The sequence below is a fragment of the Hyphomicrobium sp. genome (genome assembly GCF_019744875.1).
In the GTDB taxonomy this organism is placed as follows: Bacteria; Pseudomonadota; Alphaproteobacteria; order Rhizobiales; family Hyphomicrobiaceae; genus Hyphomicrobium_C.
In genome coordinates this window covers 144,580-167,392 of sequence record NZ_JAIETU010000013.1, presented here as the reverse complement: position 1 = coordinate 167,392, position 22,813 = coordinate 144,580, and the positions used below count along the sequence as shown (strand labels likewise).

Sequence of the window (22,813 nt, the reverse complement as noted above, 5' to 3'; positions counted from 1 at the left end):
TCGCGCCGCAGCGTCTCGCTCCGGAAAGCAGGGGGAATAATGACCGATCAAGTAACACAGAGCCAGGTGAACAACACCGCGTGGGCCGCCTGCGACACCTTCAGGGGCGTCGTCGATGCCGCGCAATACAAGGACTACATCCTCGTGATGCTGTTCCTGAAGTACATCTCCGACCAGTGGAACGCCCACGTGGAGGAGTACAAGAAACAGTTTGGCGGTGATGATACCCGCATCCGCCGTCGCCTCGAACGCGAGCGCTTCATCCTGCCGAAGGGCGCCAGCTTCTACGATCTCTACGCGGGCCGCAACGAAGCCAATATCGGCGAGATGATCAACATCGCCTTCGAGAAGATCGAAGATGCGAACCGCTCCAAGCTGGAAGGCGTCTTCCGCAACATCGACTTCAACTCGGAAGCCAATCTCGGTAAGACCAAGGACCGCAACCGCCGCCTTAAAAACCTGCTTGAAGACTTCGCCAACCCCGCGCTCGATCTACGCCCGTCGCGCGTAACCGAAGACATCATCGGCGAGTGCTACATCTATCTTATCGGCAAGTTTGCATCCGACGCGGGCAAAAAAGCCGGCGAGTTCTATACGCCGACCGCCGTCTCCCGCCTGCTGGCCAAGCTGGCAGGCCCGCAGTCGGGGAACACCATTTGCGATCCTGCCTGCGGCTCTGGCTCGCTGCTCATCCGCGCGGCCGAGGAAGTCGGCTCTGACAATTTTTCCCTGTACGGGCAGGAAGTGAACGGCGCGACCTGGGCGCTCGCCCGCATGAACATGTTCCTGCACGCCAAGGATGCCGCGCGCATCGAGTGGTGCGACACGCTCAACAGCCCCGCACTGATCGAGGGCGACCAGCTGATGCGCTTCGACGTGGTCGTCGCAAACCCGCCCTTCTCGCTCGACAAGTGGGGGGCAGAACACGCAAGCGAAGACCCCTATAAGCGCTTCTGGCGCGGTATTCCGCCGAAGTCGAAGGGCGATTATGCCTTCATAACGCACATGATCGAGATCGCCAGGCGGCAGTCGGGGCGCGTGGCGGTGATCGTGCCGCATGGTGTGCTGTTCCGTGGTGGCTCCGAAGGTGAGATCCGCAAACGGCTGATCGAGGAAAACCTGCTCGACGCGGTGATTGGCCTGCCGTCGAACCTGTTTACGACTACCGGCATCCCGGTCGCCATCCTCGTCTTCGATCGATCGCGCGAGCAGGGTGGCGCCAATGAGAAGCGCAAGGACGTGTTCTTCATCGATGCGAGCCGCGAGTACGCGAACGCCAAGACGCAGAGCGTCCTCGAAGACCAGCACATCGCGAAGATCGTTGACACTTACCGCAAGCGGAAAGCGATTGAGAAGTACTCACACAAGGCAACTGCCAAGGAGATCACCGAGAACGACTTCAATCTCAACATCCCGCGGTACGTCGACACGTTCGAGCCGGAGGCCGAGATCGATGTTGCTGCCGTGCAGAAAGAGATCGTCGCTGTCGAGGCGGAGTTAGCGGACGTGCGCAAGCGCATGGCCAAGCATCTCAAGGAGCTCGGCATCGATGCTTAGTGATTGGTCGCGAGGCGTCGTCCTCGATTTCTTCGAGTTGAAACGAGGCTTCGACATCACCGCGCGACAGGCTATCTCGGGTGAGGTTCCGGTCTACTCCTCGGCTGGCGTGTCATACTATCATAATAAGGCGCTGGCCGACGGACCCGGCGTCGTTATTGGCCGCAAAGGAAGTGTTGGGTCCATCCACTACGTCGACCAGTCCTTTTGGCCACACGACACAACTCTTTGGGTTCGCGACTTTAAGGGCAACGTGCCCAAATATGTCTTCTATTACCTTCACAGCCTGAATTTGGTTCGCTTCGACGAGGCATCATCTGTCCCAACTCTGAATCGAAACAACGTACACAACAAGCCGTGTTGCTTTCCTCCAGCACCTGAGCAAAACAAGATTGTTGAGGTTATTGAGACCTGGGACGAGGCCATCGGGGCGTGCAAGCGGCTAATTTCAACCAAACAGTCGCGCGTCAAAGCTCTCTCGCGGCGTCTCTTCGAGCCTTGCCACCCGAAATCAGCGACCCGACCCGACGACTGGGCAAGGTTTGAACTCGGGGATGTTTTTTCGGAGCGAGACGAACAGGGTCGCGAGGACGACCGTCTGCTGAGCATCACGATGGCTGGTGGCGTCATCGATCGCGATGACGTGGGCCGTCGAGACGTCTCTAACCACGATAAGTCGTCGTACAAGCTGATCCTGCCCGGGGATCTCGGTTACAATACCATGCGCATGTGGCAAGGCGTTTGCGGCTTGTCCCAGTTAAGAGGCATCGTGAGCCCTGCCTACACGATTGTCACTCCGGACAACCGGTACATCGATGCTCGCTATGCCGCGCACCTATTCAAGTCGCGACGCATGGTCTTCGACTTTGAACGCTATTCGCAGGGCCTCACTAGCGACACTTGGAACCTGAAGTTCCCTGCGTTCTCAAAGATTGTCGTCCACCTGCCGCCCATCAGGCTTCAAAAGCAGCAAGCCGCACTGATGGATGCTCTTCTCTGCGAGATCGACGTCCTGGAAAGGCAACGTAATGGGCTCGCGAAGCAGAAGCGTGGCCTCATGCAGAAGCTGTTGACAGGTGAGTGGCGCGTAAAGACCAAGGAGAAAGGGTGATGATGCGCGTGCTTGGTTTCCGCGCCGATCCTTCAAGCGCACGATATGCGATCGTGGACCATGATGGCACCACCTTCAGCCTGATGAATGGTGCAACAGAAAGCCGGCTAGCCTATCCCGCAGATGTAACCGATGCACCCAAAAAGGTGCTGTGGCTGTACCGCGAGATCGAGCGGATCTTCCACGCCGACCCGACGATCTCCCGCGTGGTCATTAAGACCAACGAGTATGGTCTTCGCGAGAAAGCTGCGATGCGCGAGTCCAGCTACATCGAGGCGGCGCTTATGCTGTATTGCGAGCAGAAGCGGATTCCCGTCTGGGTGAAGGTCTACGCTTCTCTCGGCACCCGCAGCGCGGACGTCAAGGACCACGCGGAGCAGCGCGCCGGACGAACTGCCAAGTATTGGGATGGCAAGATCGCAGACGCGGTCGTCGCTGCGTGCTGGGGAGCCAGCCAATGACAAATCTCCCGGTACCCGCCTACAGCGCAGGCAATCAGCTGTACAAATACAATCTCGTCAGCCGGCTCGGACAAGGACAGTTTGGTCAGGTTTGGCTTGCCAACGACCTCACTTTACAACGCCAGTATGCAATCAAAATTCTCAATGCGGGTGTGCCCGTCGACCAACGCCTGCGCGAAGCTCAGATCGGGCACCGGCTGCAGCACAACAATCTAGTCCATGTCTATCAGGCAGACGTAGTTCCGCAGGGCACCGAACACGTCGTAATTTTGGCAATGGAGTATTTGCCGAACGGCTCCGTTGTAAAGCGCGTGAACCCGGGAAATTTTCTACCTCTGCCGGAAGTCCTCCGCGTCGCTAAAGACGTACTCCAAGGGCTCGATTATCTACACGCCAACAGCTTCTACCATAACGACATCAAGCCTGAGAACATCATGCTGGGCGGCGTTGGCCAAGCTATGCTCACGGACTATGGGATCATGGGTGTATCCGCCAATGGTCAGCCGACGGCGGCGCCAAATGCGTATCGTCTTCACATGGCACCGGAGGTGCTGGCAACGAGGCAGATCAGCGCTCGGACGGATATCTTCCAAACCGGCTTGACGCTCTACCGTCTGGCCACGGGCATTTCCACGCTGAGGATGAAGCAAGCGGCACTCGGCTGGAATGACTATTACGCTGCTCTCAACGCAGGCACGCTGCTGACTAATAATGATTTTCCTGCGTACATACCGGCTGCATTTCGCCGCGTCCTTCTTAAGGCGGTAGATCCCAACCCATCGACCCGATTCCAAACCGCTTTGGAGATGAGGCGCGCCATCGAGAAGCTATCGTACCCAGGATACTGGTCTGTACGTCCCGCCGGCGATCTGTTTGGTGTGAACGGGAAATATGAATACCGCTTCGAAAGAGCGACAAGCGCCACACGCGCTTCCATGGCCGGTTTCAAGAAGAATATGAGTTCAGGGATCGAGACCCGGATTTCTGATTTCTGCGCGCGAGACCTCACCGCCAAGCAGGCGGATGCGTTGTGCGATAAATTCTTCAAGCATGTGGTGACCGGATGAGCTTCGACGCTGCCGAGAAATATCAATCCCAGATTCCTGCGATACAGATGCTCGTGGCGTTGGGGTTCAAGCCGCTTGCCCAGACGGAGGCTGAAAACCTGCGCCTTCGGCCGCGCAATGTCACGCTCGATGCCATCGTGGTGGAGCAGCTGCTCAAGATCAACCGCTTCAACCATCGGGGTAAGGACTACCCCTTCGATCTCCAGGACGCTCATGAAGCGCTTCGCCGCATCAAGCCGACCCCCGACAAGATCAAAGGCCTGAGGGGCACCAATCAGGATGTGTATGATCTCCTCGTCCTGGGTACGACCATAAGCAAGGCGATCGAAGGCGACAGCAAGAGCTATTCCTTCAAGTACATTGACTGGGATACGCCGTCGAACAATGTCTTTCACGTTACGGCCGAGATGTCGGTCGAGCGCACAGGCGCAGCCCAGACCAGGCGCTGCGATCTTGTCTGCTTCGTCAATGGCATCCCCTTCGTCGTCATTGAAAACAAGCGACCAACCGAGAGCCTGAAGAAAGCCGGCAGTCAGCTCATCGGGTATCAGAACGAAGACAACATTCCTCATCTCTTCCACTTCGCCCAACTGCTCATGACCATGAACCGCGGCGAGGGACGCTATGCCACCGTCGGCACGCCGCAGAAGTTCTGGGGAACCTGGCGCGACGAAGAGGATTGCGACGAAGATATCGCCAGCCTAGCTAACCGCGCGCTGACGGAGAACGAGAAGAAGGCAGTTTTCTCGGGCGACTTCGCACCCGCGCGCCCTTTCTTCGATGCGCTTGCGGGGGAGGGGTCGCGCGCTGTTTCCGCGCAAGATCGCCTGATATACGCTCTATGCCGCCCTGAACGACTTCTCGACCTTGTGCGGCGCTTCACAGTGTTTGATGGCGGGATGCGGAAGATCGCGCGGCATCAGCAGTATTTCGGGATCAAAGCGGCTGTCGGTCGTCTCATGCAGCGTGATCTCTCCGATGTTCGCAAAGGCGGCGTCATCTGGCATACGCAGGGGTCTGGTAAGTCGTTGACCATGGTGATGCTCGGTCGCTGCCTAGCCCTCGACAAAGAGATCACTAATCCACGCATCATTATCGTCACCGACCGCGATGACCTCGACAAGCAGATCAAGGGTACATTCAAATCCTGCGAACTTGAGCCCATCCGCGCCAGATCCGGCGCTCATCTTGCGGAGCTGATTGCGGCGCGCGCGCCCCTGGTCACGACCATCATCAACAAGTTCTCGACGGCGCTGACCGGATCGAGTTTTAAGGATGATAGCTCCGACATTTTCGTGCTCGTGGACGAAAGTCACCGCACACAGACAGGTCGCTACGGTGGGTTTGGCGACTTCGCCAAGAAGATGCGCAGGATGCTTCCCAAGGCGTGCTACTTGGGCTTCACAGGGACCCCGCTGCTAAAGGGTGAGAAAAACACGCTCCACACTTTCGGCGGCCTGATACACAAATACACGATCGATGAAGCTGTCGCTGATGAAGCGGTCGTGCCACTCCTCTACGAAGGCCGGATGGTAGAGCAGGAGGTGACGGGCAAGGTCATCGACAAGTGGTTCGAGAAAATTACGTCGGGACTGACGGCCGAGCAGATTGCCGACCTGAAGCGTAAGTTCTCCCGGATGGACGCCCTGTCAAAGACCGGGCAAGCCATCCGCGCCAAAGCCTTCGACATTTCGGAGCATTATCGCCAGCATTGGCAGGGGACGGGCTTCAAAGCCCAGTTGGTCGCGCCTTCTAAGGCTGCCGCCGTCCGCTACAAACAGGTTTTGGACGAAATCGGTCATGTTTCGAGCGAGGTCGTCATCTCGCCGCCGGACGACAACGAAGGCAACGAAGAGGTCGATAGCGAATCTAAGGATCTCATCCGACAGTTCTGGGACCGGATGATGAAGCGCTTCAACAACTCCGAGGATGAATACAACCGGCAGATCACCGATGCGTTCAAGGGCAGCGGCGACCCGGACATTCTCATCGTCGTCTCGAAGCTTCTGACAGGCTTCGACGCGCCCCGCAATACCATCCTCTACGTCTGCAAGAAGCTCAAAGAGCATACCTTGTTGCAGGCCATCGCGCGCGTGAACCGCCTTTTCGAGGAAGACGAGCAGGAGAAAGAAGTCGGCTTCATCGTGGATTACGAGGGCCTGCTAGGTGAGCTCGACAAGGCGTTGACCACGTACACCGCGTTTGAAGGGTACGATGCCGAGGACGTTGCCGGGGCCTTGACGGACATACGTGAGGAGATGAAGCGGCTGCCGCAGCTTCACGAACAGCTATGGGCCGTCTTCAAGGAAGTCCGCAACAAGAAGGATATGGAACAGTTCGAGCAGCTGCTCGCAGACGAAGATCTCCGACACGAGTTCTATGAGCGGCTTCGGGTGTTCAGCCGCTGCCTCCATATCTGCCTGTCATCGGACAAGCTCCACGAGGTCTTCACCGACGCCAAGGTCGCGGAGTTCAAACGGGACTGGAAGCAGTTTTCCGAGCTGAAGCGCTCGGTCCAGATCAGATATCAGGAGATCGTCGATATTAAGGAATACGAACCGAAGGTTCAGAAGCTCCTAGACGACCATGTCATCGCGATGCCGGCTGAAGTGATTATCAAACCCGTCAATATCAACAACCGCACAGAGCTTCAGGCGGTGATCGAAGAGAAGGGCATCACGGTCGCTTCCAAAGCTGACCGTATTGCGAGCGCCACGAAGCGGACCATCACGGAGAGGATGGAGGAGGACCCCGCTTTCTACAAGCAGTTCTCCGAGATGCTGGAAGATACAATCCGAGCCTATCGGGAACATCGCCTGTCTGAAACCGCTTATCTCGACAATGTCATCGACATCACTACTCGCGTCGCGGCCAAGGATCATGGCCGGAAGCTGCCCGCTTCGATCGTAGGCAACGACGACGCCGCTGCCTTCTACGGCATTCTTGAACCCTTCATCGCGCCGAATGACGCTGACGAGGCCCGGAAGAGTGATGCCGGCGAGATGTCGTTGTCGATCATCGACATCATCAAGAGCCATCTGATCGTTGACGTTTGGTCCAACGATCTCGCCATCAACAAGATGCGCAATGCCATCGATGACTACTTTTTCGATGTTGTTCGAGATGAAAAAGGCGTCGAATTTGATGATGATAAGCTCGACACCGTTCAAACGCAGCTGATGAACCTTGGGCGTGCGAGGTTTCCGGCGTGAGCGCGTCTTCTTTTTCAATCGCCTATGGGACTAAGACTATCGCGTACCGCGTGGTGCGCCGCGACAGGCGAACTCTGCAAATATCGGTGCTCCCCGACATGTCAGTCGAAGTCGTTGCGCCGCGAGCCGCCAATGATGCTGATGTCCGGCAGCGTGTCACGCGCCGGGGGCGATGGATTCTACGGCAGATGGAGTTCTTTCGACAGTTTCATCCCAAGACTCCGATGCGCCGCTACGAACCCGGTGAAACCCATCTATATCTGGGCCGCACATACCGGCTCAAATTCGTGAAGTCCGACACGTCCTCCGTCAAGATCATAGGCTCGCGTATTGTAATAGGATTGCTCAACCCGACCGACCGTGATGCCGTTCGCACCCAGCTCGACGCATGGCAAAAAGCGCAGGCGCGAGTCTGGTTCGAGCGCCGGCTCCTCGTCTGCATCGATCGCTTCAGCGATAAGGACAAGGTCGCACCCAAGGCTCTTATCGTTCGGCAGTTGAAGCTGCGTTGGGGTTCAATGAGCCAATCAGGACGCTTGCTTCTCAATCGGTCGCTGATCGGCGCGGCAAAGTCTGAGATCGACTACGTCATCACCCATGAACTCTGCCACCGTGTTTATCATCACCACGGTGCGAAGTTCTACGAGCTGCTCGACCGCGTCATGCCGGACTGGAGAAAGCGCAAGCAAAGTCTTGAGCGACGGTTGGCATAGTCCCTCTTCCGGTCGCGACGATAATTTCCCATAAGTTACATTATCACCCCACGTTATGGCTAAGGGGCGCTCGGCGCTCCCGGCGGCGGAAACAACCCATAGGCCTTGAGAATGCGAACGGTATCCTCGCCGTCTATAATGCAGTAGCGCCGTGGACGCTTGGGATCGACCGCAAGAGCCTCTGCTATGCGCACGACTGAGTTCGCGATCTTGTTGCAATGCTGGACGACGACAAGGTCGACGGGCTCGTCGAAAGCTCGCACCAACTGGTCACCGCGCTTGCCCATATTGTTTGGATGCATCTCGCCTTTTACGGCGGGCCCCTTGAAGATGAATGCAGCCGACACCGGCCTGTCGTCGATGCGAACGCGAGATGTCTGGAGGTCCGATTTCTCGCCACCCCAATCTTTCGGCACGAATGGTTCCCCGATGATCGTGGCAAAGGCGTGCTTCACGTCATCCTCGGGAGTGTCCAAAAGAGTTTTGAGATCTGTTGCTGTTGAGGCGTTCACATCCTTCATCTTGGTGAAGGTGCTGATGAATTCAGGATACGCGCGCACGCTCTGCGACCAGGACATCTGCATGCCGCTGCCTAAATCTCTCACCATGTCCCCGATGATGTACGGTTGAAGTTCGAATACCTTGTCCCTCAACTCGAACCGGCCAACCACCAGCATTCGCCGCCTCTTGCTAAGAATGCCCGGTGCTGTCTCGGAATATAAGTGATCGTTCGATAATGCTCCTGCTATCTCAAACTCTGTGTCACCTAGCTGCATGGTCGCCGTAAAGGTACCCGGCTTCTTCGTTTTGCCCTTGCGTTCGCCAGCCAGCGCGCCGGCCACGTCGCGGAAGGTAAAAACAGCCCAGAGGCTGGCGACGAATGGAGTATCTCCGGCTCCTGATGCGGCAAATGCCCGTATCAAGCTCGGGATACTGCCGCTGTTCAGTAGCTCTCGTGCGATGCCACTGGCGAACCGCATTGCCTGAGCACGCTCGCCCGAATTTTCGTTGAGAGAGCGCTGAGCGATGATGGGAATTTCGACGCCCGTTAGCTCTGATAGCCGTCGCGTATTGAGATAATACGGGGAGAGAGTGAGGTTGTTGGCATCGCTCATCCGTCAAGCTTAGCAAAGCGGCAAGCGAACCGGTAGCCATCAGACGGTGATGGCGCTGCACGAGGCAATCGCCACGTTCAAGTATGAGGCCGGCTGCTAGAGTAGATGCGCGCGTGAGTTCGGTCTTGGTTATTTGGAATGGGTTTGATTGGCCGCTTGACGGGGCGCTACATCGTCGGCAGTCTGCAGCGATATTTCAGCTTGAGCATTTTGAGGCTGGCGATGGGCATTAAAGCTCGCGAGTCGTCGTTGCAGGAAGTGATTGCCGTTTTAAGAATCCTGCGGGTTCCTATTGCCATCTCAATCGCGGCCTTCATTGTTTTTTTCGCCCCTGATCAAATCAGGGAGCTGTATCGAATAATAAGCGCCGACAGGAAGTTCTTCGAAGCTTTCCTGTCGCTCGTATCAATCGCCGTCCTTACTCTCGTGCTCTGGGCAACGTCTTTCGAACTCGCCGTGAAATGTGGTTTGCCCGCGAAATCAGGCGCGGCGGGTTTGGTGCTGACCTATCTGCCACCCGCGCTCGCTGTACTTCCGCTCGTCGGCTGTGCGTTGGGACACCTGCGGGCACGGACCCGGCAGTATGACGATACCATACGGGGTCAGATCGATTTTATCGGCAGCCCATGGGAAGCATTGGACAAGAAAGTTGCCCACGCACTCAACATTGAATTGATCGTCGTCGCCGTAGCGATATCGATGCTGTCGATCACCTTGTTCGTGGGATTCATAAGGGCGCAACGTGCGCGGCTGGCTGAGAGTTCTGAGGGCTGCAGAGAGACCTCCCTGCAGAAGGTCTTGTTCAGTGGCCGAGGTTTGATCTATGCGGCACTAGCGGTATTTACATTGGCGCTCATCGTGCTGTGGTTGTCGCCCAAGGCAATTGGCTATGTCGGGACGTTGCCTCTTATCTCGATATTCTTCGTTTGCTTGATTGTCCTTCTATCGCAGTGGTCATATCAGCAAATGGTAACCGGTGTGCCAATCCTGCTGACGATTACAGGCCTGGCGATCATATTTTCTCTGTTCGACCTGAATGATAATCATCAAGTGCTGAGGACGGAGACAGCTCCGTCACGCGATCCGAAGACGGTTGGAGCCGAGTTCCAGGCCTGGTACGACTCACGACCCGATAAGGATGCCTACCCGGAGGGTTACCCAGTTTATGTGGTAGCGGCGCAGGGCGGCGGTATATATGCCGCTTATCATACCGCTACGTTTCTGGCGCGCCTACAGGACTACTGCCCTAGCTTCAAGAACCACGTCTTCGCGATCAGCGCCGTCTCAGGCGGCAGTCTCGGGGCGGCGATTTTCTCGTCGCAGATGGCTGCAGATGGGGCACCAGCGGCTGGCGCGGCACCGTCCAAGCCGTGCGCACCGCTAGAGCGGATTTGGCAGACGCAACGCTTTCAGGACTCCATACGTCCTAAGATCGTGGAAGGTTCACATGAAGATCGAGCGTCGGGCATCCTGAAGGACGATCTTCTTGCGCCGCTGGTATCGCGCACGCTTTTCCCTGATGCGATCCAGCGGTTATTGTTTTTCAGAGTCCCGCCATTCGACAGGGCCCGGGGCCTGGAGGCCAGCTTCATCGAGTCCTGGCGGGGGCAATATCCGGAGGCTGCCAATCCGTTCGAGAAAGACTTTCTAGGTAGCTGGGATTCAAAAGGGTCCGCACCCGCTCTTCTTTTGAATACCACGGAAAGCGATTCCGGCCGGCGGCGGGTAATTGCACCATTTCTCATCGAATCTGCAGAAAAAGTCGCGCCCCGTGATCTCGTTCATTTTCCCTTGTGGGGGCTCAATCTTGACTACAAGCCGCTGGTTCCAGAAAAGCAGCTCGCCGAATGCAAGGGACTTTCGATCAGCTTGGCGACGGCTGTGGGTCTCAGTGCGCGCTTTCCCTGGGTGACGCCTGCCGGCTCCGTCAATACCAACTGCACCTTCGACAAAAAAGACAGGAAGTATCGTTTGGTTGATGGTGGCTATTCCGATAATTCTGGGGTCGTGACTGCCGTCGACGTCATCATTGAGATTGAAAAACGCATCAAGGCGAATGGCATCAAAGCCGACATCCATCTCATTGCATTGACCACCGGCGAGTATGCGCAGCGCAGCGCATATGGTTTGGGAGAGCTTCTCGAACCCTTGCGGAGTTTGGTCAGTTCCCAGTCGTCTCGCGGCAAAATTGCCGTGGAGTCAGCCAAGGAAATACTCGGTAACTCGGGCTCGTTTCCTCGCGTGCACGAAGTCAGTTTTCGCAATCCAATTTACACAGTTCCGTTGGGTTGGAGGCTCTCGACCCAGACGCAGGACATCATCGGTTTGCAGAACGGCAGACACTGGGACTGCGATCCAGACCTGAAGTTCCGCCAGACCAGCGTCGCCTTCTCGACCGCGGATTGTGTGCAGTTGCTCATCTTTCACCAATTGAACAAAACCGTTGGAGAAGCGGCGCACCAGGCCAGTATTGCGAATGCGTGGAGAGAGAAGCACCCGCCACAGCCTAACTTATCCGAACCCCCAAAGGTCGATGCCGACTCGCTGATCACCTGCTTTCGCGACAATGCCATCCTGAAGAATACCGAGCACCAACTTAACAGCGCGCAGATAAGAGCGCTGAAAGCGCTGGTGCAGACTTGGAACCAGTGGGCAGCACTGACCGACGAGCGGTGGCTCGCCTATGCGATCGCGGTCATGCGTTACGAAAGTCTTGGGATTCCCGGCAGGGCATACAATTGCTTGACCGAGCTGTGCGTCATCGAAAAGTTCAAGGGCCGTTATGGCAACAGCACCGAGCGGCCTTTTTACGTCGATTGGGCATTGAAGCCGCAAGCCAATGGCAATCGATACTACGAACGCGGGCTGTTGCGGCTTACGGCGCCGGAATCGTATCAAACCGTGGGCGATCTTATTGGTGAAGACCTGTACGGCAATCCTGATCTGTTGCTCTTGCCGGAAGTATCGTCGAGAGCGTTGCTAGCCTATCTCACAGATCCAAGAGCAGGTTCACGGAGCGTGAATGAATTTATCAACGACAAAAATTTCGATATCGAAAGCCTGGTCGTCATGTGGAAGCAAGGGCCGTCGTTCATCGGCAAGTGGCAGTCGTCCAGGCTCGGTGCACGTGAAAAGCGTGGCATCAGCGGCGCCATTCGCAACATCACCGACGGCACGAATGAAGCCATGGCCTGCATGCAAAAGGGCAAAGCAAACCTCAAAGCCATCGAGCCGAAGTCGTAAGCGCTTCAGTATTTGATAACAAAGCACTCGAGGCTTGCAGCGGCGCGCAGACGAGGTCTGGGATAGCCGGCGCCATCATGCCGAAGGCTCCAAGTCAGACAGGCGTTTTGAAATACCGCAGCGCAATCAGCTCGATACGCTTCGTATATGCGGCCATTGAAGCCATTGCCGCCTCAATGACCGCTTATCCTGTCCGCCTGCTGCGCCTCACGGGGCCAGTTTGCAAAGAAGCCTCGTGCCCTCGTTCGTAAGGTACAGCCACGGCTCCATCGGCATTTTCTTCCAGAGTTCCGCTTCTGCTTTTCCGGCGTACAGATCCTCGCATTTTATCAGGCGGGCAAGGAGACCAAGGACCGTCGCCAAGGGCGGCCTGCCAACGCCTTTGGCGGTGGCAAGCATATCCGGATGGTCAGCAAGACGCTGCACGGCTTCCGCAACTTCGTTAGTTAAGCCGGAAATGTCCCCTTCGATGAGATCTTGGAATTGATCCTCCCAAGGGATGCGTCGGGCCAATAGGACTGCCGAATTCGGCTTGGCAATGAGCTGAGGCTTAAAGTTGTCTTTCTCTCTTTGTCTGACTGTCCGCAGCTTTGCGGCTTCGAGGATATCAAGTCCCACTACGGCGATCTCAGCCTGCATTGCCGGCTTCAGGCCTTCGAGCAAGCGATGCTGCACTTCCTCAGCCGCAGTCTCATGCGGCTTCGATATTTCTGCGAGTATCCAGAGCAGCAAAATATGTGGCTCTATATTCAGTTTTTTTGCAGCGGCGGGCAGACGCGCATCGCGGTGATCGGCTACGTCGTCTTCGGAAACCGCAAACGGCTCCCGTTCATCGAGTTGATGCCAGTCCATGCCCGCCGCAAGATCATGGTATCGACTAACCTTTGGCGTGGACGGCCCTGCGCTGTAGGATGTGCTAGCACGCGCGCGATAGCTCATCATGGTGCAGCGTGAAGACTGTACGGGCGAGTACAGCGGGAGCTTCACCATCTGGGGAGGCGCTTTGCGCTGAACACCATCACGGTCGACAAGCACAAGGCTTGTCAGATGCGTCACAAGTCCTTCCGTTACGGCGAGCTGTGACGCCTCGTCGTCAGATAGAGACGTTAGCATCAGACTCGCCGCATAAGCGGCGACCGCCCGGTTGCCCTGCTCCATGGTTTCGCTGCTCGAAGATTTCCAACGAGCTGTAACCTTCATGCCGCCGCGCAGTGTTTCTACGCCCGGCCCGGACGACCGCTCAGGTGCATGCCGCAGGTGACCGAGTAGGTCTTTAAAAGCGGAGGCTATCTGCGGCTGTTCCACCGGCACGAGCACCTGCCCTGCAGTCAGGGCGGCCAAATGACCGACATTGGCTTCTAGGCTGTCGTCGCCAATCAGGACGACGCTGAAGCGGGTGCCGGATCGGGCAAGAAACTGGATCGGCAACGCATGGCTCTTCCCGTCGGTGATGAGTAGCACGTCCTGCAGTCTGCGTTCTGCCTGCGCCGCCATAATAGCAGCACCGATTTCCGTCCCCCCGCCGGGCGTGCGCATGTGCGAAAGGATTTCGGACCAGTCTTCTTCGGGCGTCGCGCCGACGCGTACCGCGTCATCCTGGAAATCCCACAACTCGACGTGGTCCCGCGTTCGGATGCTTTGGTGAATGCCGCCTAGCGCGTCTCTTACGACGTCGTATTTGGTTTTCGAGGCATTGTTCGACCATCCTTCGTTCATCGATCCAGAACAATCGACGAGCACGGCCATGTTCAACGGGCTCTCGCCTGCCACAGCCGGTGTCATCTTCAGGCTCACATGGCGGCCGTCTGCTGCGACGCCCTTCAGCTCTCGCGGCTTCCATCCCTCAACCACGATGTCTATGGGGGCATTTAGCGTGACTATCTCGGGGACGCCTACCATCGGTCGCCCGTTCACTCGCAAAGTACCGGTGTCGATCGCTGCGTTGATCGTTGCCGCCTGCGGGGCGTCTGAGTGAACGAGCTCATCGCACTCAAAAAGATTGGACCGCCCGTAGATATCTCCAACCGTCGTCGGTACGCGAAGGCTGATAATTCCGTCGATTGCGCTCAATGCGATAGCGAAGCGGGCCGTAACGGCGATGTCAGCTCCGGGATGAAGCTGACCCAGCGAAATCTGGTGCACGCCGCGGAGAACTTCTTCATGCAGGATTGTTGTGTGCCCTGCTTCCACTGCGTCCTCGTAGGTGTCCCTTGCCTCTCCCCTGGCTTCCGTAACGGCACGTAAGACGCGACCATCAATGCGGGCCTCGAGTTCGTAAAGCACGGCGTGGATGGGGAGAGGAAAGGTCAGCACCCCTTCGATGCTGTGCGCTTCGGTGTTGCGGAACGTCCGGGTCAGCGCGACGTCGGCGAGGCCGCCTGAAATCCAGACAGCGTAATGCGTCCTTGAGAGAGGCGATGTTCTAGGAACGGGTTCGTTTTCGTATAGCCGGTTTGGCTTGGCCATCTCGTTCATGCTCCACAAAGAGATCGACGAATACCTCGCGTGCTCGCTCGGTAAGGGCATCCACGTCATGCTTGCTCCCCACGAGGGAGGTCTCGACATGGAGTGAAATGCCGGGCCCGATCGAGAAAGGAACCGTCGAAACTTCCGAGGACAAGACCCGGATGGCCTGCGGCGGAAGCCCCTGCTCCCGCAGCTTGGTATACCGGCGCACCGCCGTAACGTGTTCCTCCCCGTAGTCAGCATAGGTCCGGCCACCAGTCGGAGGGGGCACGAAACCCTCCGCTATCATGAAACGGATCTGCCGTTCCGGGGTGGCGGTGAGCTTGGCTAGTTCTCGAAGCGTCATCGTGCAGTAACCTTTCGACACAAAAATTGTCAAAAGAGTATGGCCAAAACGCGACTGCTCGATGAACAGGCTTGTCCATTGTCGATCCTGCGGATGGATAGCGCGGGATCAAGGGTAATGGATCAGTCGGCCTTCTGCTCAGGACGGTCCACGTAACGGGCTCCCATGACGCCGACTTTGCGGTGGCGCGCAAACGCTGCAAGGGCTTCGCCCTCGGCTTTCGGCTCCGCCGGCCGCCTCGCCTGTGGCTCGGTTCCGCGCCTGCTCATTCGCCTCCGCTTTTGTCCGGCATCAAGCCCGCAATCACGCGGGTCGTCAGAGACGAAGGAGGCAAACATGTCAGATCCATCACGCGCGCCGCGCCAGGACATCCACTCGGAAATCACCAATAAGCTCATAGCCGCTATCGAGGCCGATCCCGGCAAGCCATCCATGCCCTGGAGACGGTCATCGGCTCCTTTGTTTTCGCCGAACAATGCCTTCACCGGTAAAGCCTATAACGGCATCAACATTGTAAGCCTCTGGATAGCTGCCGAAGTGCAAGGCTACTCCACCCCGGTCTGGGCGACCTACCGGCAATGGTCCGAGCTTGGTGCTCAGGTGCGCAAGGGCGAGAAGTCGTCTCTCGTCGTCTTCTATAAGGAGTACGAAGCCGAGCCTAGACCTGATGTTGCTGAGGATGACGGCAAGCGCCGCGTGGCTCGTGCGTCATACGTGTTTAATGCCAGCCAGGTTGACGGCTATGCGTTGCCGGATGCCCCGGCTCCGCTTGGCCCAATCGAACGACTTGATGCCGTTGATCGCTTCATCACTGCAACGGGTGCCCGCATCGAGCATGGCGGCGACCGCGCCTTCTATCGGCCTTCCACCGATCACATCCAGATGCCAGATGAGAACCTGTTCAGCGGCACCGAAACGATGACGCGCACCGAAGGTTACTATGCCACCATTGTTCATGAGCTAACCCACTGGACGGCCGCCCCCAAACGGCTGGGCCGACAATTGGGTAAGCGATTTGGCGATGCTGCATACGCAGCTGAAGAACTGATCGCTGAGATCTCTTCCGCCTTCCTGTGCAGCGAGCTTGGGATCACGCAGGACATACGCGCCGATCATGCGCAGTACCTCGCGCAATGGCTCAAGCTGATGAAGGACGACAACCGCGCTATCTTCACCGCCGCTGCGAAGGCGTCGGAAGCGGTAGCTTACTTAAAGCGATCGCAGCTAGGCGCTTAGCAGGTGGCGTTCAGCGAGGCTCCGAAAGGCCTCTTTTAATCGCGCAGCAGCGTTTAGCAACCTGCTGTCGCAATACGAGCTGCATCGTTGGCTAGCGGACGCGAGAGCGACTACACCGTCGAAAGGAGGTCCGGCTCCACTGCTTTCCTCCAATCCTCATTGTTAAGCAGCGTTGAACGGTGCATCGGGATGGCGTCGCATTCCGGGATGCTTTTAAGGGTCGCAGTTACTGACGCCTCAAGCGCCTCAGGCATCCATGGGCTCAATGTGATGTGCTTGATTGCCGTTAGCAATATTGGAAGACGTTTCGCCTCTGTATTTACCTTGGTGCTCTTGAAGATTATGCGGAACTCTTTCTCCGGCTCGTAAGGCAAACGCTTGAGAAAAGGCAGCTCCTCATCTCCCGGCGGGTTGCGCTGGACATCTTTGATCGTTTTGTACTGCACTTGCTGGGCATCGACGTCTGGCTCGTCGCGGACCGCATCAACCAGCCCTTGCTTGTCAAATTCGATGCAGACACCGTCGCATCCTGGCGCAAAATTGCTCCAGTGGTGATAGGTCTCGATCGACTCCGTGAAGCAAAGCGCGAGGACGCTTTTAACCTTCTTCCGCCTCTTGTACTCAGCGATGTAAGCAGAATCGTTTTGGTCATTCCAGGTCTTGGGACTTAGTAGTGTCAGGCAATTATTCCGCAGGATGTGAATTGTCGATGCGAGATTGGTGTACCGCATCAGCCTGACTGCCCCCATCACGTTCCCCTTCCCGATCCCAAACCTTGTGCCCGCGCAAGGGCCATGCTCATGGCGTTTCGTTCATTTCGGGCGCGTCATCCGGCCGGATGTCAAAAATATTTCCGCGACCGTCGACCAACGCAATCGAGATTCCAGCCTGCTGGGCGCGATGAGCCATTTTAAGAGCGAGGACCTCTGTCGTCCGCGTTTTCGGAACGACAACGAACTGACGCCTGCCAACTACTATGGGTGTGGCGAGCGATAGACCCACCGTCTCGCACAGGCCTTTGCGTAGTCGGGAGGTCTGGCCGGAGTGCTTGGTATTGATCACGCCCCCCTTGCACTCTGCAACGAAGCTCTGCCCATTTACGTCGGCAACGACGTCGCCTCGTCCCGGGATCAGGCTCAACGTCAACGTGCGCCCAGACCTGTCCGAATACATGCCGCCGTAGCTGGTCGAGCCCAATGAACTCGTCATCGTGAAATCGTGGGTCTGCAGCCAGCCTTGAAAATCAAAGCGTTTGCCGTGCTCGCCGTCTGGGTGAATCTCAACATGCATCAGATCTGGCACTGTGCGCAGCAGGTGCATGGCGAACGCGAGCATCACCGCGGCTTCTGACAGGTGATGCTCAACGTCGGCTTCACAGGCGATGACGCGGTTGGGCGGTGGCGCGTGATATGTAATCAGATCATCAAACATGGTCGCCTCGGGAATCACATCAAAAATAATCTAGGTCGATCAGAGCGTGTCCGCGATAATCAGGGAAGTCTCGCTTTCAAATAGTCCACATTCATCAGTTGAGGCTTGGCGGGTTAGACTGCAGGTTTGCCCACGTTCGCGCATGTTCGGAACAGAGTGATTTCTCGCAGCTGATTCTGTCGTCAAAATTTTGCCTTCGACCGCAAATACATCAAGCGTTCCTCGTTTTTCACGAAGCTTCCTGATGCAGGCAAGAGCGCTTGCTTTAACGCTGGAGGAAGCTTCATGGCAGACAAACGACCGCGGCCGCCCCTGATCGGCTGCTCCCCTCTTCTAAGACCCGAGTCCCCCAAGCTTTGTGATCTGGCCGGCATGTCCGAATTGCGGACCTGGGGCGAGGCATTCGCGCAGGATCTGTTAGCGTTTCGTGAAAACAGAATACGGTGGGAGGATGTTGATCCCGGAGTTGTCGTCCACGGGCCTCCCGGCACGGGCAAGTCGACGTTCGCCAAAGCCCTCGCCGCAAGCTGCGATGTTCCGTTGATCGCGGCATCCTACGCGCGGTGGCAACGACACCGCGAAGGTCACCTTGGCGACGTCCTGGGTGCGATGGAGTTGGATTTCAGGGCCGCGGAATCGCACGCCCCGTGCATTCTCGCAATCGACGAACTCGACAGCATCCCCACGCGCCGTCCCGGCGACGATCGGCAGGATTGGTGGATACCCGTCGTCAATGCTCTGCTGGAGCGCCTAAGTGGCGCTATCGCCCGACAGGGTGTGGCTGTCATCGGCATCTGCAATGACCCGTCCCGCCTCGATCCTGCGTTGCTGCGCGCCGGCAGGCTCGACCGACTGATCTATGTGCCGATGCCGGGCTCAGGCGACATTCCGCAAATCTTGCGTTTTCACCTCGAACAAGCAGAGGTAGATCGCCTGGGCGATCTCTCGCTTTTTTCGGTGAGCTGCTTCGGGATGACCGGCGCCGATCTTGGCAAGCTGGTGCGCGACGCGCGCAGGCACGCCCGTATCCTCAAACGAACGCTCAATATTGAAGATTTCTATGCAGTCCTTGAGCCGAGGAAGCGTGACTTCGACGAAGACAGGCGTGTCGCCATCCATGAGGCAGGACACGCAGTCGCCGCCGTTCGGCTGGAGAAGGCCGACGGCATGCATGTTTCAATAATTGATCGTGGGGGCGGATCGGGACGCACCTTTATCGGTTCAGGCCATCAGCTCATAACCCGTGACAGCTTTACAAAGACGCTGACGGTCCTGCTGGCCGGACGCGCTGCGGAAGAAGTTCTGCTCGGCTCGATCAGCGGCGGTGCCGGCGGAGGCCCCTCTTCAGATCTGGCAGCAGCTACGCGTGCGGCTATCGATGCGATCGCAAACCTGGGTCTTGGCGAAACCTCTTCCATCGTCTGGTACGGAACCTCGGTTATGGAACGTCCCGCGCTCCCCTATCGCGGTGCCATGGCGAAGGAAGTCGATGTCATCCTATCGGCAGCTTACGCAGAAGCGCGAGCTCTCATTACGAATGACGCTACTGCTGTCATCGCTGTCACTGATGCCCTGATCGAGCGTCGGTGCCTCGCAGAGGCCGAAATACGCTCGCTTGTCGGGAGTGGGAGGCCTATCAGGTCGTTGGTCGATTGAGCCAGTTGCGGCTTTCGGAGGCTGAAGCGCAGGCATCTATGAGGACACTCAGTTGCCTCGCTTGTTCCTGATCGCGGGACACCTCGTTCCTGATTGCCCGGCAGATGGCCAGAACCATGTTCTGGTCTCTGCCAAACCGCCGGCCGATCTCCTGTGCGTCCGCTCCTGCCATGTGCGCTAGATAGATCCCGAAACAACGTGCGCGGTGAACGCTCCGCGACCGCCGTTCTGATGCCATGTCCGCGATCGACACGTCGAAGAATGCCGAAACCACATCGATTGCATTCTGGATCGCGTCGTCCTCGCTCATGCAGCGTTCCTTCTTCGGAAAGAGGCGGCTATTCACTTGTCATTGCAAACCTACATTTGCGCAATTGCATAACTGGTCTCGCTGCGCCCGATCCCTTCGAGAGTGAAAGCCTTCTACCTGGGTCGCCACCGGACGTTCTCATTACTCGGCGAGCCGGATGGCGCCATACGTCTTGTCCTCCAAAATCTCTGTTGCGAAGACCGACGGAGCGTCCCGGTCGACCAATATTGTTACCGAATGCCGGGCCCGCGTTAAGGCCACATAGAAGAGCCGACGCTCTTCAGCATGCTCAAACGCCTCTGGCTCCGGTAAAACCAGATCAAGAAGAGAGTCGTCGATTATTTCGGATGGAAACCCCATTCGCCCGCGCGCAGCACGCAGGATGATGACGTGATCGGCCTCAAGGCCTTTGGAGCGATGCACCGTGAGGAAGCGCATATCCAGGTCGGGATACGCCGTGCCAAGCGCGGCCAGATTCTGCGGCTGGACGAAGCGGTACCGCCCAAGAAGAAGAACACTGGCTCGGCCGCTTGCGTTGGAACGGACGCGGATCTCGTCTAACGCTGCCCGCAAGGCATCGGCCTCGGTGCTGCGTGTGTAAAACACCAGCTTGACTGCCGGCGCGTCCGCCTGGGCAGCCGGGATGACATGTTTCGAAAGCTGCGATGGATTCCTTAGTACAAAGCGGCGCGCCGCATCAGCGATCCGGTCCACATTGCGGAATGTCCGGCCCAGATCCACGACACTGTGAACGTCCTTCGAGCCAGAAAGACTGCCTCCGAAGGTTTCTCCGAATTTGCGCATGAGGGTGAGATCGGACCCTGCAAAGCGATAGATCGACTGCCAGTCATCCCCCACTGCGAAAAGCCGCGCGTCCGAATGCTGCGCCTTGAGGGCCAGAAGCAGACCCGCCCGGCCGTCTGAGATATCCTGGAACTCATCGACCAAAAAATGTCTGTAAGGACTCTGGTATCGGCCCGATTTCACATGAGTCGCGGCGCGGTTGATCATGTCTTCAAAATCAATACGTTCACCTAACCGTTCCTCGTAGGCCTCTAAGACCAGCTGGAATATCTGGAGGAATGCCTCACCTCGTCGAGCGCCAGCGTTATCCCCGATGCGCTCCCGGCAATTTTCGACGCTCAAACCGCCGCTCTTGAAGTGCCGCAGGAAGATGCCGAGCGTCTGCGTGAACGCATCGACCTGTCCCAGTTGCGAGAGCTTTTCCAGGGCTGCGGTGGGAGAGATCGGCCTACGTGTCGCGTATGGTTTGAGCTTGTTCCCAAGCTCTTCGAGCAGCCGGCCCTCGACATTCTCATAGCTGTAGGTCTCGACCAGAATGGTGCCGTGCGCCTTGTGGACCTTGCGCTTCCACGCCATACCTTCGAGATAACGCTCGCGATCGATATGCGGCGCTGTGGTCAGGCGCTCTTCACCGCCTGGACCGCGCGCTTTTCGAACGCCGAAATGCTCAATATAGACGCCGCTTTCGCTTAGCCGGAAATCCGGCGTGTAGGCACGGCGGTCATTGCCCGCTATCGCGTGCTCGTAGTCCGGCTCGTATTCGTAAGCGATCCCGTTGAGATAGAGCCAGTTCGCAATCACGAGCTCCTCGAAGCTGCGCACAAGCTCTCCTTGAAGAGTCCGCAGCTCGGTCGTTTGCACATAGTGTGCGTATTCATGCGCCGAAGTGAAATCCCATTCCGTTTTCCAGGGCCTGTAGAACTCCGCAAACCAGTTAAGAAGGATTGCGCAAGGACCAGCCTTCGTCGCGATCTCGCTCATCAGGATCTCGCGCAACAATACGTAAAACTGTGCGTCATCGCTTGCGTGCGCAGCGAGGGCGGGCCCCTGTCCTTCGACCTGTCGAATGATTTCGTAGCCAAGCGCGTGGAAGGTCATTGCCTCGACGGGTGAGCCGCATCGCTGCCTGATCCTCGCGGCCATCTCCGCAGCGGCGTCTTTCCCGAAGGCCAGGAGAAGTATTTCTTCGGGAGTGCGAATACCGCGCTCGATCAGATAGGCGGCCTTTGCGACAATCACGCTTGTCTTGCCGGAGCCTGCGCCCGCCAGAACGAGGGTCGCATCTTCATCCGTCACCACGGCCAGACGCTGTTCGGGCGTCAAAGGGTGCGATTCAATCGTTTCGAAGAATGCCTTCATCTCCTGTAGTTCGGCTACGACGAAGGCGTTAGTTGCCGCGTCGCGAAGCTGTTCAGGCTGATGGCGCATTGACGAAGCGGCCTTGAATATTGGAATCTGTTCGTCAGTCAGCAGGTCCGCCGGCTCGGCGACCGGCAGCCGCTCGAACAATGCCTCAGCGCGCTTGACGAACGGGTTCAGCAGGCACGCGGCCGGATAGCGCCTTGGTTTGTCCAGACGTTCCTTTGCCTGCATCAGCGCGCGCAGCTCTGGCTCCGCCTGCTCGAACAGGTCGGAGATGAAACTTCGACGCGCCTCATTCACTGCTTGCACGAATGGCGGAATGTCCGCCTGCCGGAAGCCTGATGCGCGAAACTCTGAACTGTTCGCGAGTGCGACGATGATCGAGCCGCGGCCGGCAGCACGTACGGGGCTTTTCATCTCGGTAAATGGCAGCTGCCGCGGACTGCTTCCCGAAAGATCGATACCAGACTCTGCAATACGGATGCTTTGCAACCGGCTCCCCAACAAGCTTCGCAACAGCCATGACAAGCGGCTTCTGCGTAATTCATGGGATGCTGTTGGTGGCATCAGGAGCGTCGTAATCCCTGTCGCAGACGTTTCAGATATTCGCAGGAATATTCTATGGACCGCTAGCCGCGCAGGCCAGTGGATCATGCACAGTCCTGGCACAGTGGCTCAAGCAAGAGGGATGACGGCTGGGCTAACTTTGGGCCGCTACGAAGG

The 22,813-nt window shown here is 57.4% G+C and carries 16 protein-coding genes and 1 pseudogene; 9 read left to right on the top strand and 8 right to left on the bottom strand.

The genetic code is table 11. The features are described 5' to 3' along the window. The first annotated feature begins 39 nt into the window (after window positions 1-39). The 6 genes from K2Y42_RS18940 to K2Y42_RS18915 are packed head-to-tail and all read left to right on the top strand — an operon-like array spanning window position 40 to window position 8,121. Complete coding sequence (locus K2Y42_RS18940) at window positions 40-1,557, top strand: type I restriction-modification system subunit M (RefSeq protein WP_291155586.1); 1,518 nt, start codon at window positions 40-42, stop codon at window positions 1,555-1,557. Next, on the top strand, window positions 1,550-2,668 hold the full coding sequence (locus K2Y42_RS18935) for a restriction endonuclease subunit S (protein WP_291155584.1): 1,119 nt from the start codon (window positions 1,550-1,552) through the stop codon (window positions 2,666-2,668). The genes K2Y42_RS18940 and K2Y42_RS18935 overlap by 8 nt, the downstream gene beginning before the upstream one ends. Further along, a complete protein-coding gene (locus K2Y42_RS18930) occupies window positions 2,668-3,129 on the top strand; it encodes a hypothetical protein (protein WP_291155581.1) in 462 nt (153 codons plus the stop codon). Before K2Y42_RS18935 ends, K2Y42_RS18930 begins: the two co-directional genes overlap by 1 nt. Beyond that, on the top strand, window positions 3,126-4,196 hold the full coding sequence (locus K2Y42_RS18925; RefSeq protein ID WP_291155578.1) for a serine/threonine-protein kinase: 1,071 nt from the start codon (window positions 3,126-3,128) through the stop codon (window positions 4,194-4,196). The genes K2Y42_RS18930 and K2Y42_RS18925 overlap by 4 nt, the downstream gene beginning before the upstream one ends. After that, entirely contained in the window at window positions 4,193-7,408 is a 3,216-nt protein-coding gene (locus tag K2Y42_RS18920) for an HsdR family type I site-specific deoxyribonuclease (RefSeq protein ID WP_291155575.1), read from the top strand. Before K2Y42_RS18925 ends, K2Y42_RS18920 begins: the two co-directional genes overlap by 4 nt. After that, window positions 7,405-8,121, top strand: a complete 717-nt coding sequence (locus tag K2Y42_RS18915; RefSeq protein WP_291155573.1) for a SprT family zinc-dependent metalloprotease — start codon at window positions 7,405-7,407, stop codon at window positions 8,119-8,121. Before K2Y42_RS18920 ends, K2Y42_RS18915 begins: the two co-directional genes overlap by 4 nt. Window positions 8,122-8,180: 59 nt before the next feature. Here the strand turns inward: K2Y42_RS18915 and K2Y42_RS18910 are convergent, their stop codons facing one another. Next, on the bottom strand, window positions 8,181-9,236 hold the full coding sequence (locus tag K2Y42_RS18910; RefSeq protein WP_291155570.1) for a hypothetical protein: 1,056 nt from the start codon (window positions 9,234-9,236) through the stop codon (window positions 8,181-8,183). A 138-nt stretch (window positions 9,237-9,374) separates the two neighbouring features. Here K2Y42_RS18910 and K2Y42_RS18905 point away from each other — a divergent pair, with 138 nt between their 5' ends. After that, entirely contained in the window at window positions 9,375-12,479 is a 3,105-nt protein-coding gene (locus tag K2Y42_RS18905) for a hypothetical protein (RefSeq protein WP_291155567.1), read from the top strand. Between the two features lie 207 nt (window positions 12,480-12,686). Here K2Y42_RS18905 and K2Y42_RS18900 read toward each other — a convergent pair whose 3' ends face one another. The 3 genes and pseudogenes from K2Y42_RS18900 to K2Y42_RS18895 all read right to left on the bottom strand — a co-directional run bounded on the left by K2Y42_RS18900 (window position 12,687) and on the right by K2Y42_RS18895 (window position 15,560). After that, window positions 12,687-14,945 carry a VIT domain-containing protein gene (locus K2Y42_RS18900; RefSeq protein ID WP_291155564.1) on the bottom strand — a complete coding sequence of 753 codons (2,259 nt, stop codon included), beginning with the start codon at window positions 14,943-14,945 and terminating at the stop codon, window positions 12,687-12,689. Between the two features lie 163 nt (window positions 14,946-15,108). Beyond that, a pseudogene (locus K2Y42_RS21325) lies at window positions 15,109-15,291 on the bottom strand (helix-turn-helix domain-containing protein); the annotation flags it as partial. 122 nt (window positions 15,292-15,413) lie between these two features. Beyond that, window positions 15,414-15,560, bottom strand: a complete 147-nt coding sequence (locus K2Y42_RS18895) for a hypothetical protein (RefSeq protein WP_291155561.1) — start codon at window positions 15,558-15,560, stop codon at window positions 15,414-15,416. Window positions 15,561-15,627: 67 nt separating this feature from the next. Between K2Y42_RS18895 and K2Y42_RS18890 the strand changes: the two genes are divergently transcribed. After that, window positions 15,628-16,527 (top strand): zincin-like metallopeptidase domain-containing protein, encoded by a 900-nt coding sequence (locus K2Y42_RS18890; protein ID WP_291155558.1) that lies wholly within the window; start codon window positions 15,628-15,630, stop codon window positions 16,525-16,527. Between the two features lie 110 nt (window positions 16,528-16,637). Here the strand turns inward: K2Y42_RS18890 and K2Y42_RS18885 are convergent, their stop codons facing one another. Together K2Y42_RS18885 and K2Y42_RS18880 are read right to left on the bottom strand one after the other, a co-directional pair. Further along, a complete protein-coding gene (locus K2Y42_RS18885) occupies window positions 16,638-17,279 on the bottom strand; it encodes a hypothetical protein (protein ID WP_291155555.1) in 642 nt (213 codons plus the stop codon). 46 nt (window positions 17,280-17,325) lie between these two features. Next, entirely contained in the window at window positions 17,326-17,958 is a 633-nt protein-coding gene (locus K2Y42_RS18880) for a hypothetical protein (protein WP_291155552.1), read from the bottom strand. Between the two features lie 285 nt (window positions 17,959-18,243). On the opposite strand from K2Y42_RS18880, the gene K2Y42_RS18875 reads away from it, so the two are divergent. After that, window positions 18,244-19,614 (top strand): AAA family ATPase, encoded by a 1,371-nt coding sequence (locus K2Y42_RS18875; protein ID WP_291155549.1) that lies wholly within the window; start codon window positions 18,244-18,246, stop codon window positions 19,612-19,614. Here K2Y42_RS18875 and K2Y42_RS18870 read toward each other — a convergent pair. Together K2Y42_RS18870 and K2Y42_RS18865 are read right to left on the bottom strand one after the other, a co-directional pair. Further along, the gene (locus tag K2Y42_RS18870; protein ID WP_291155546.1) at window positions 19,595-19,924 is read right to left on the bottom strand and encodes a helix-turn-helix domain-containing protein; all 330 of its coding nucleotides are present in this window, start codon (window positions 19,922-19,924) and stop codon (window positions 19,595-19,597) included. The two genes, K2Y42_RS18875 and K2Y42_RS18870, sit on opposite strands and share 20 nt — an antisense overlap. Before the next feature lie 141 nt (window positions 19,925-20,065). Beyond that, window positions 20,066-22,582, bottom strand: a complete 2,517-nt coding sequence (locus K2Y42_RS18865; RefSeq protein ID WP_291155543.1) for a UvrD-helicase domain-containing protein — start codon at window positions 22,580-22,582, stop codon at window positions 20,066-20,068. Window positions 22,583-22,813: the final 231 nt, after the last annotated feature.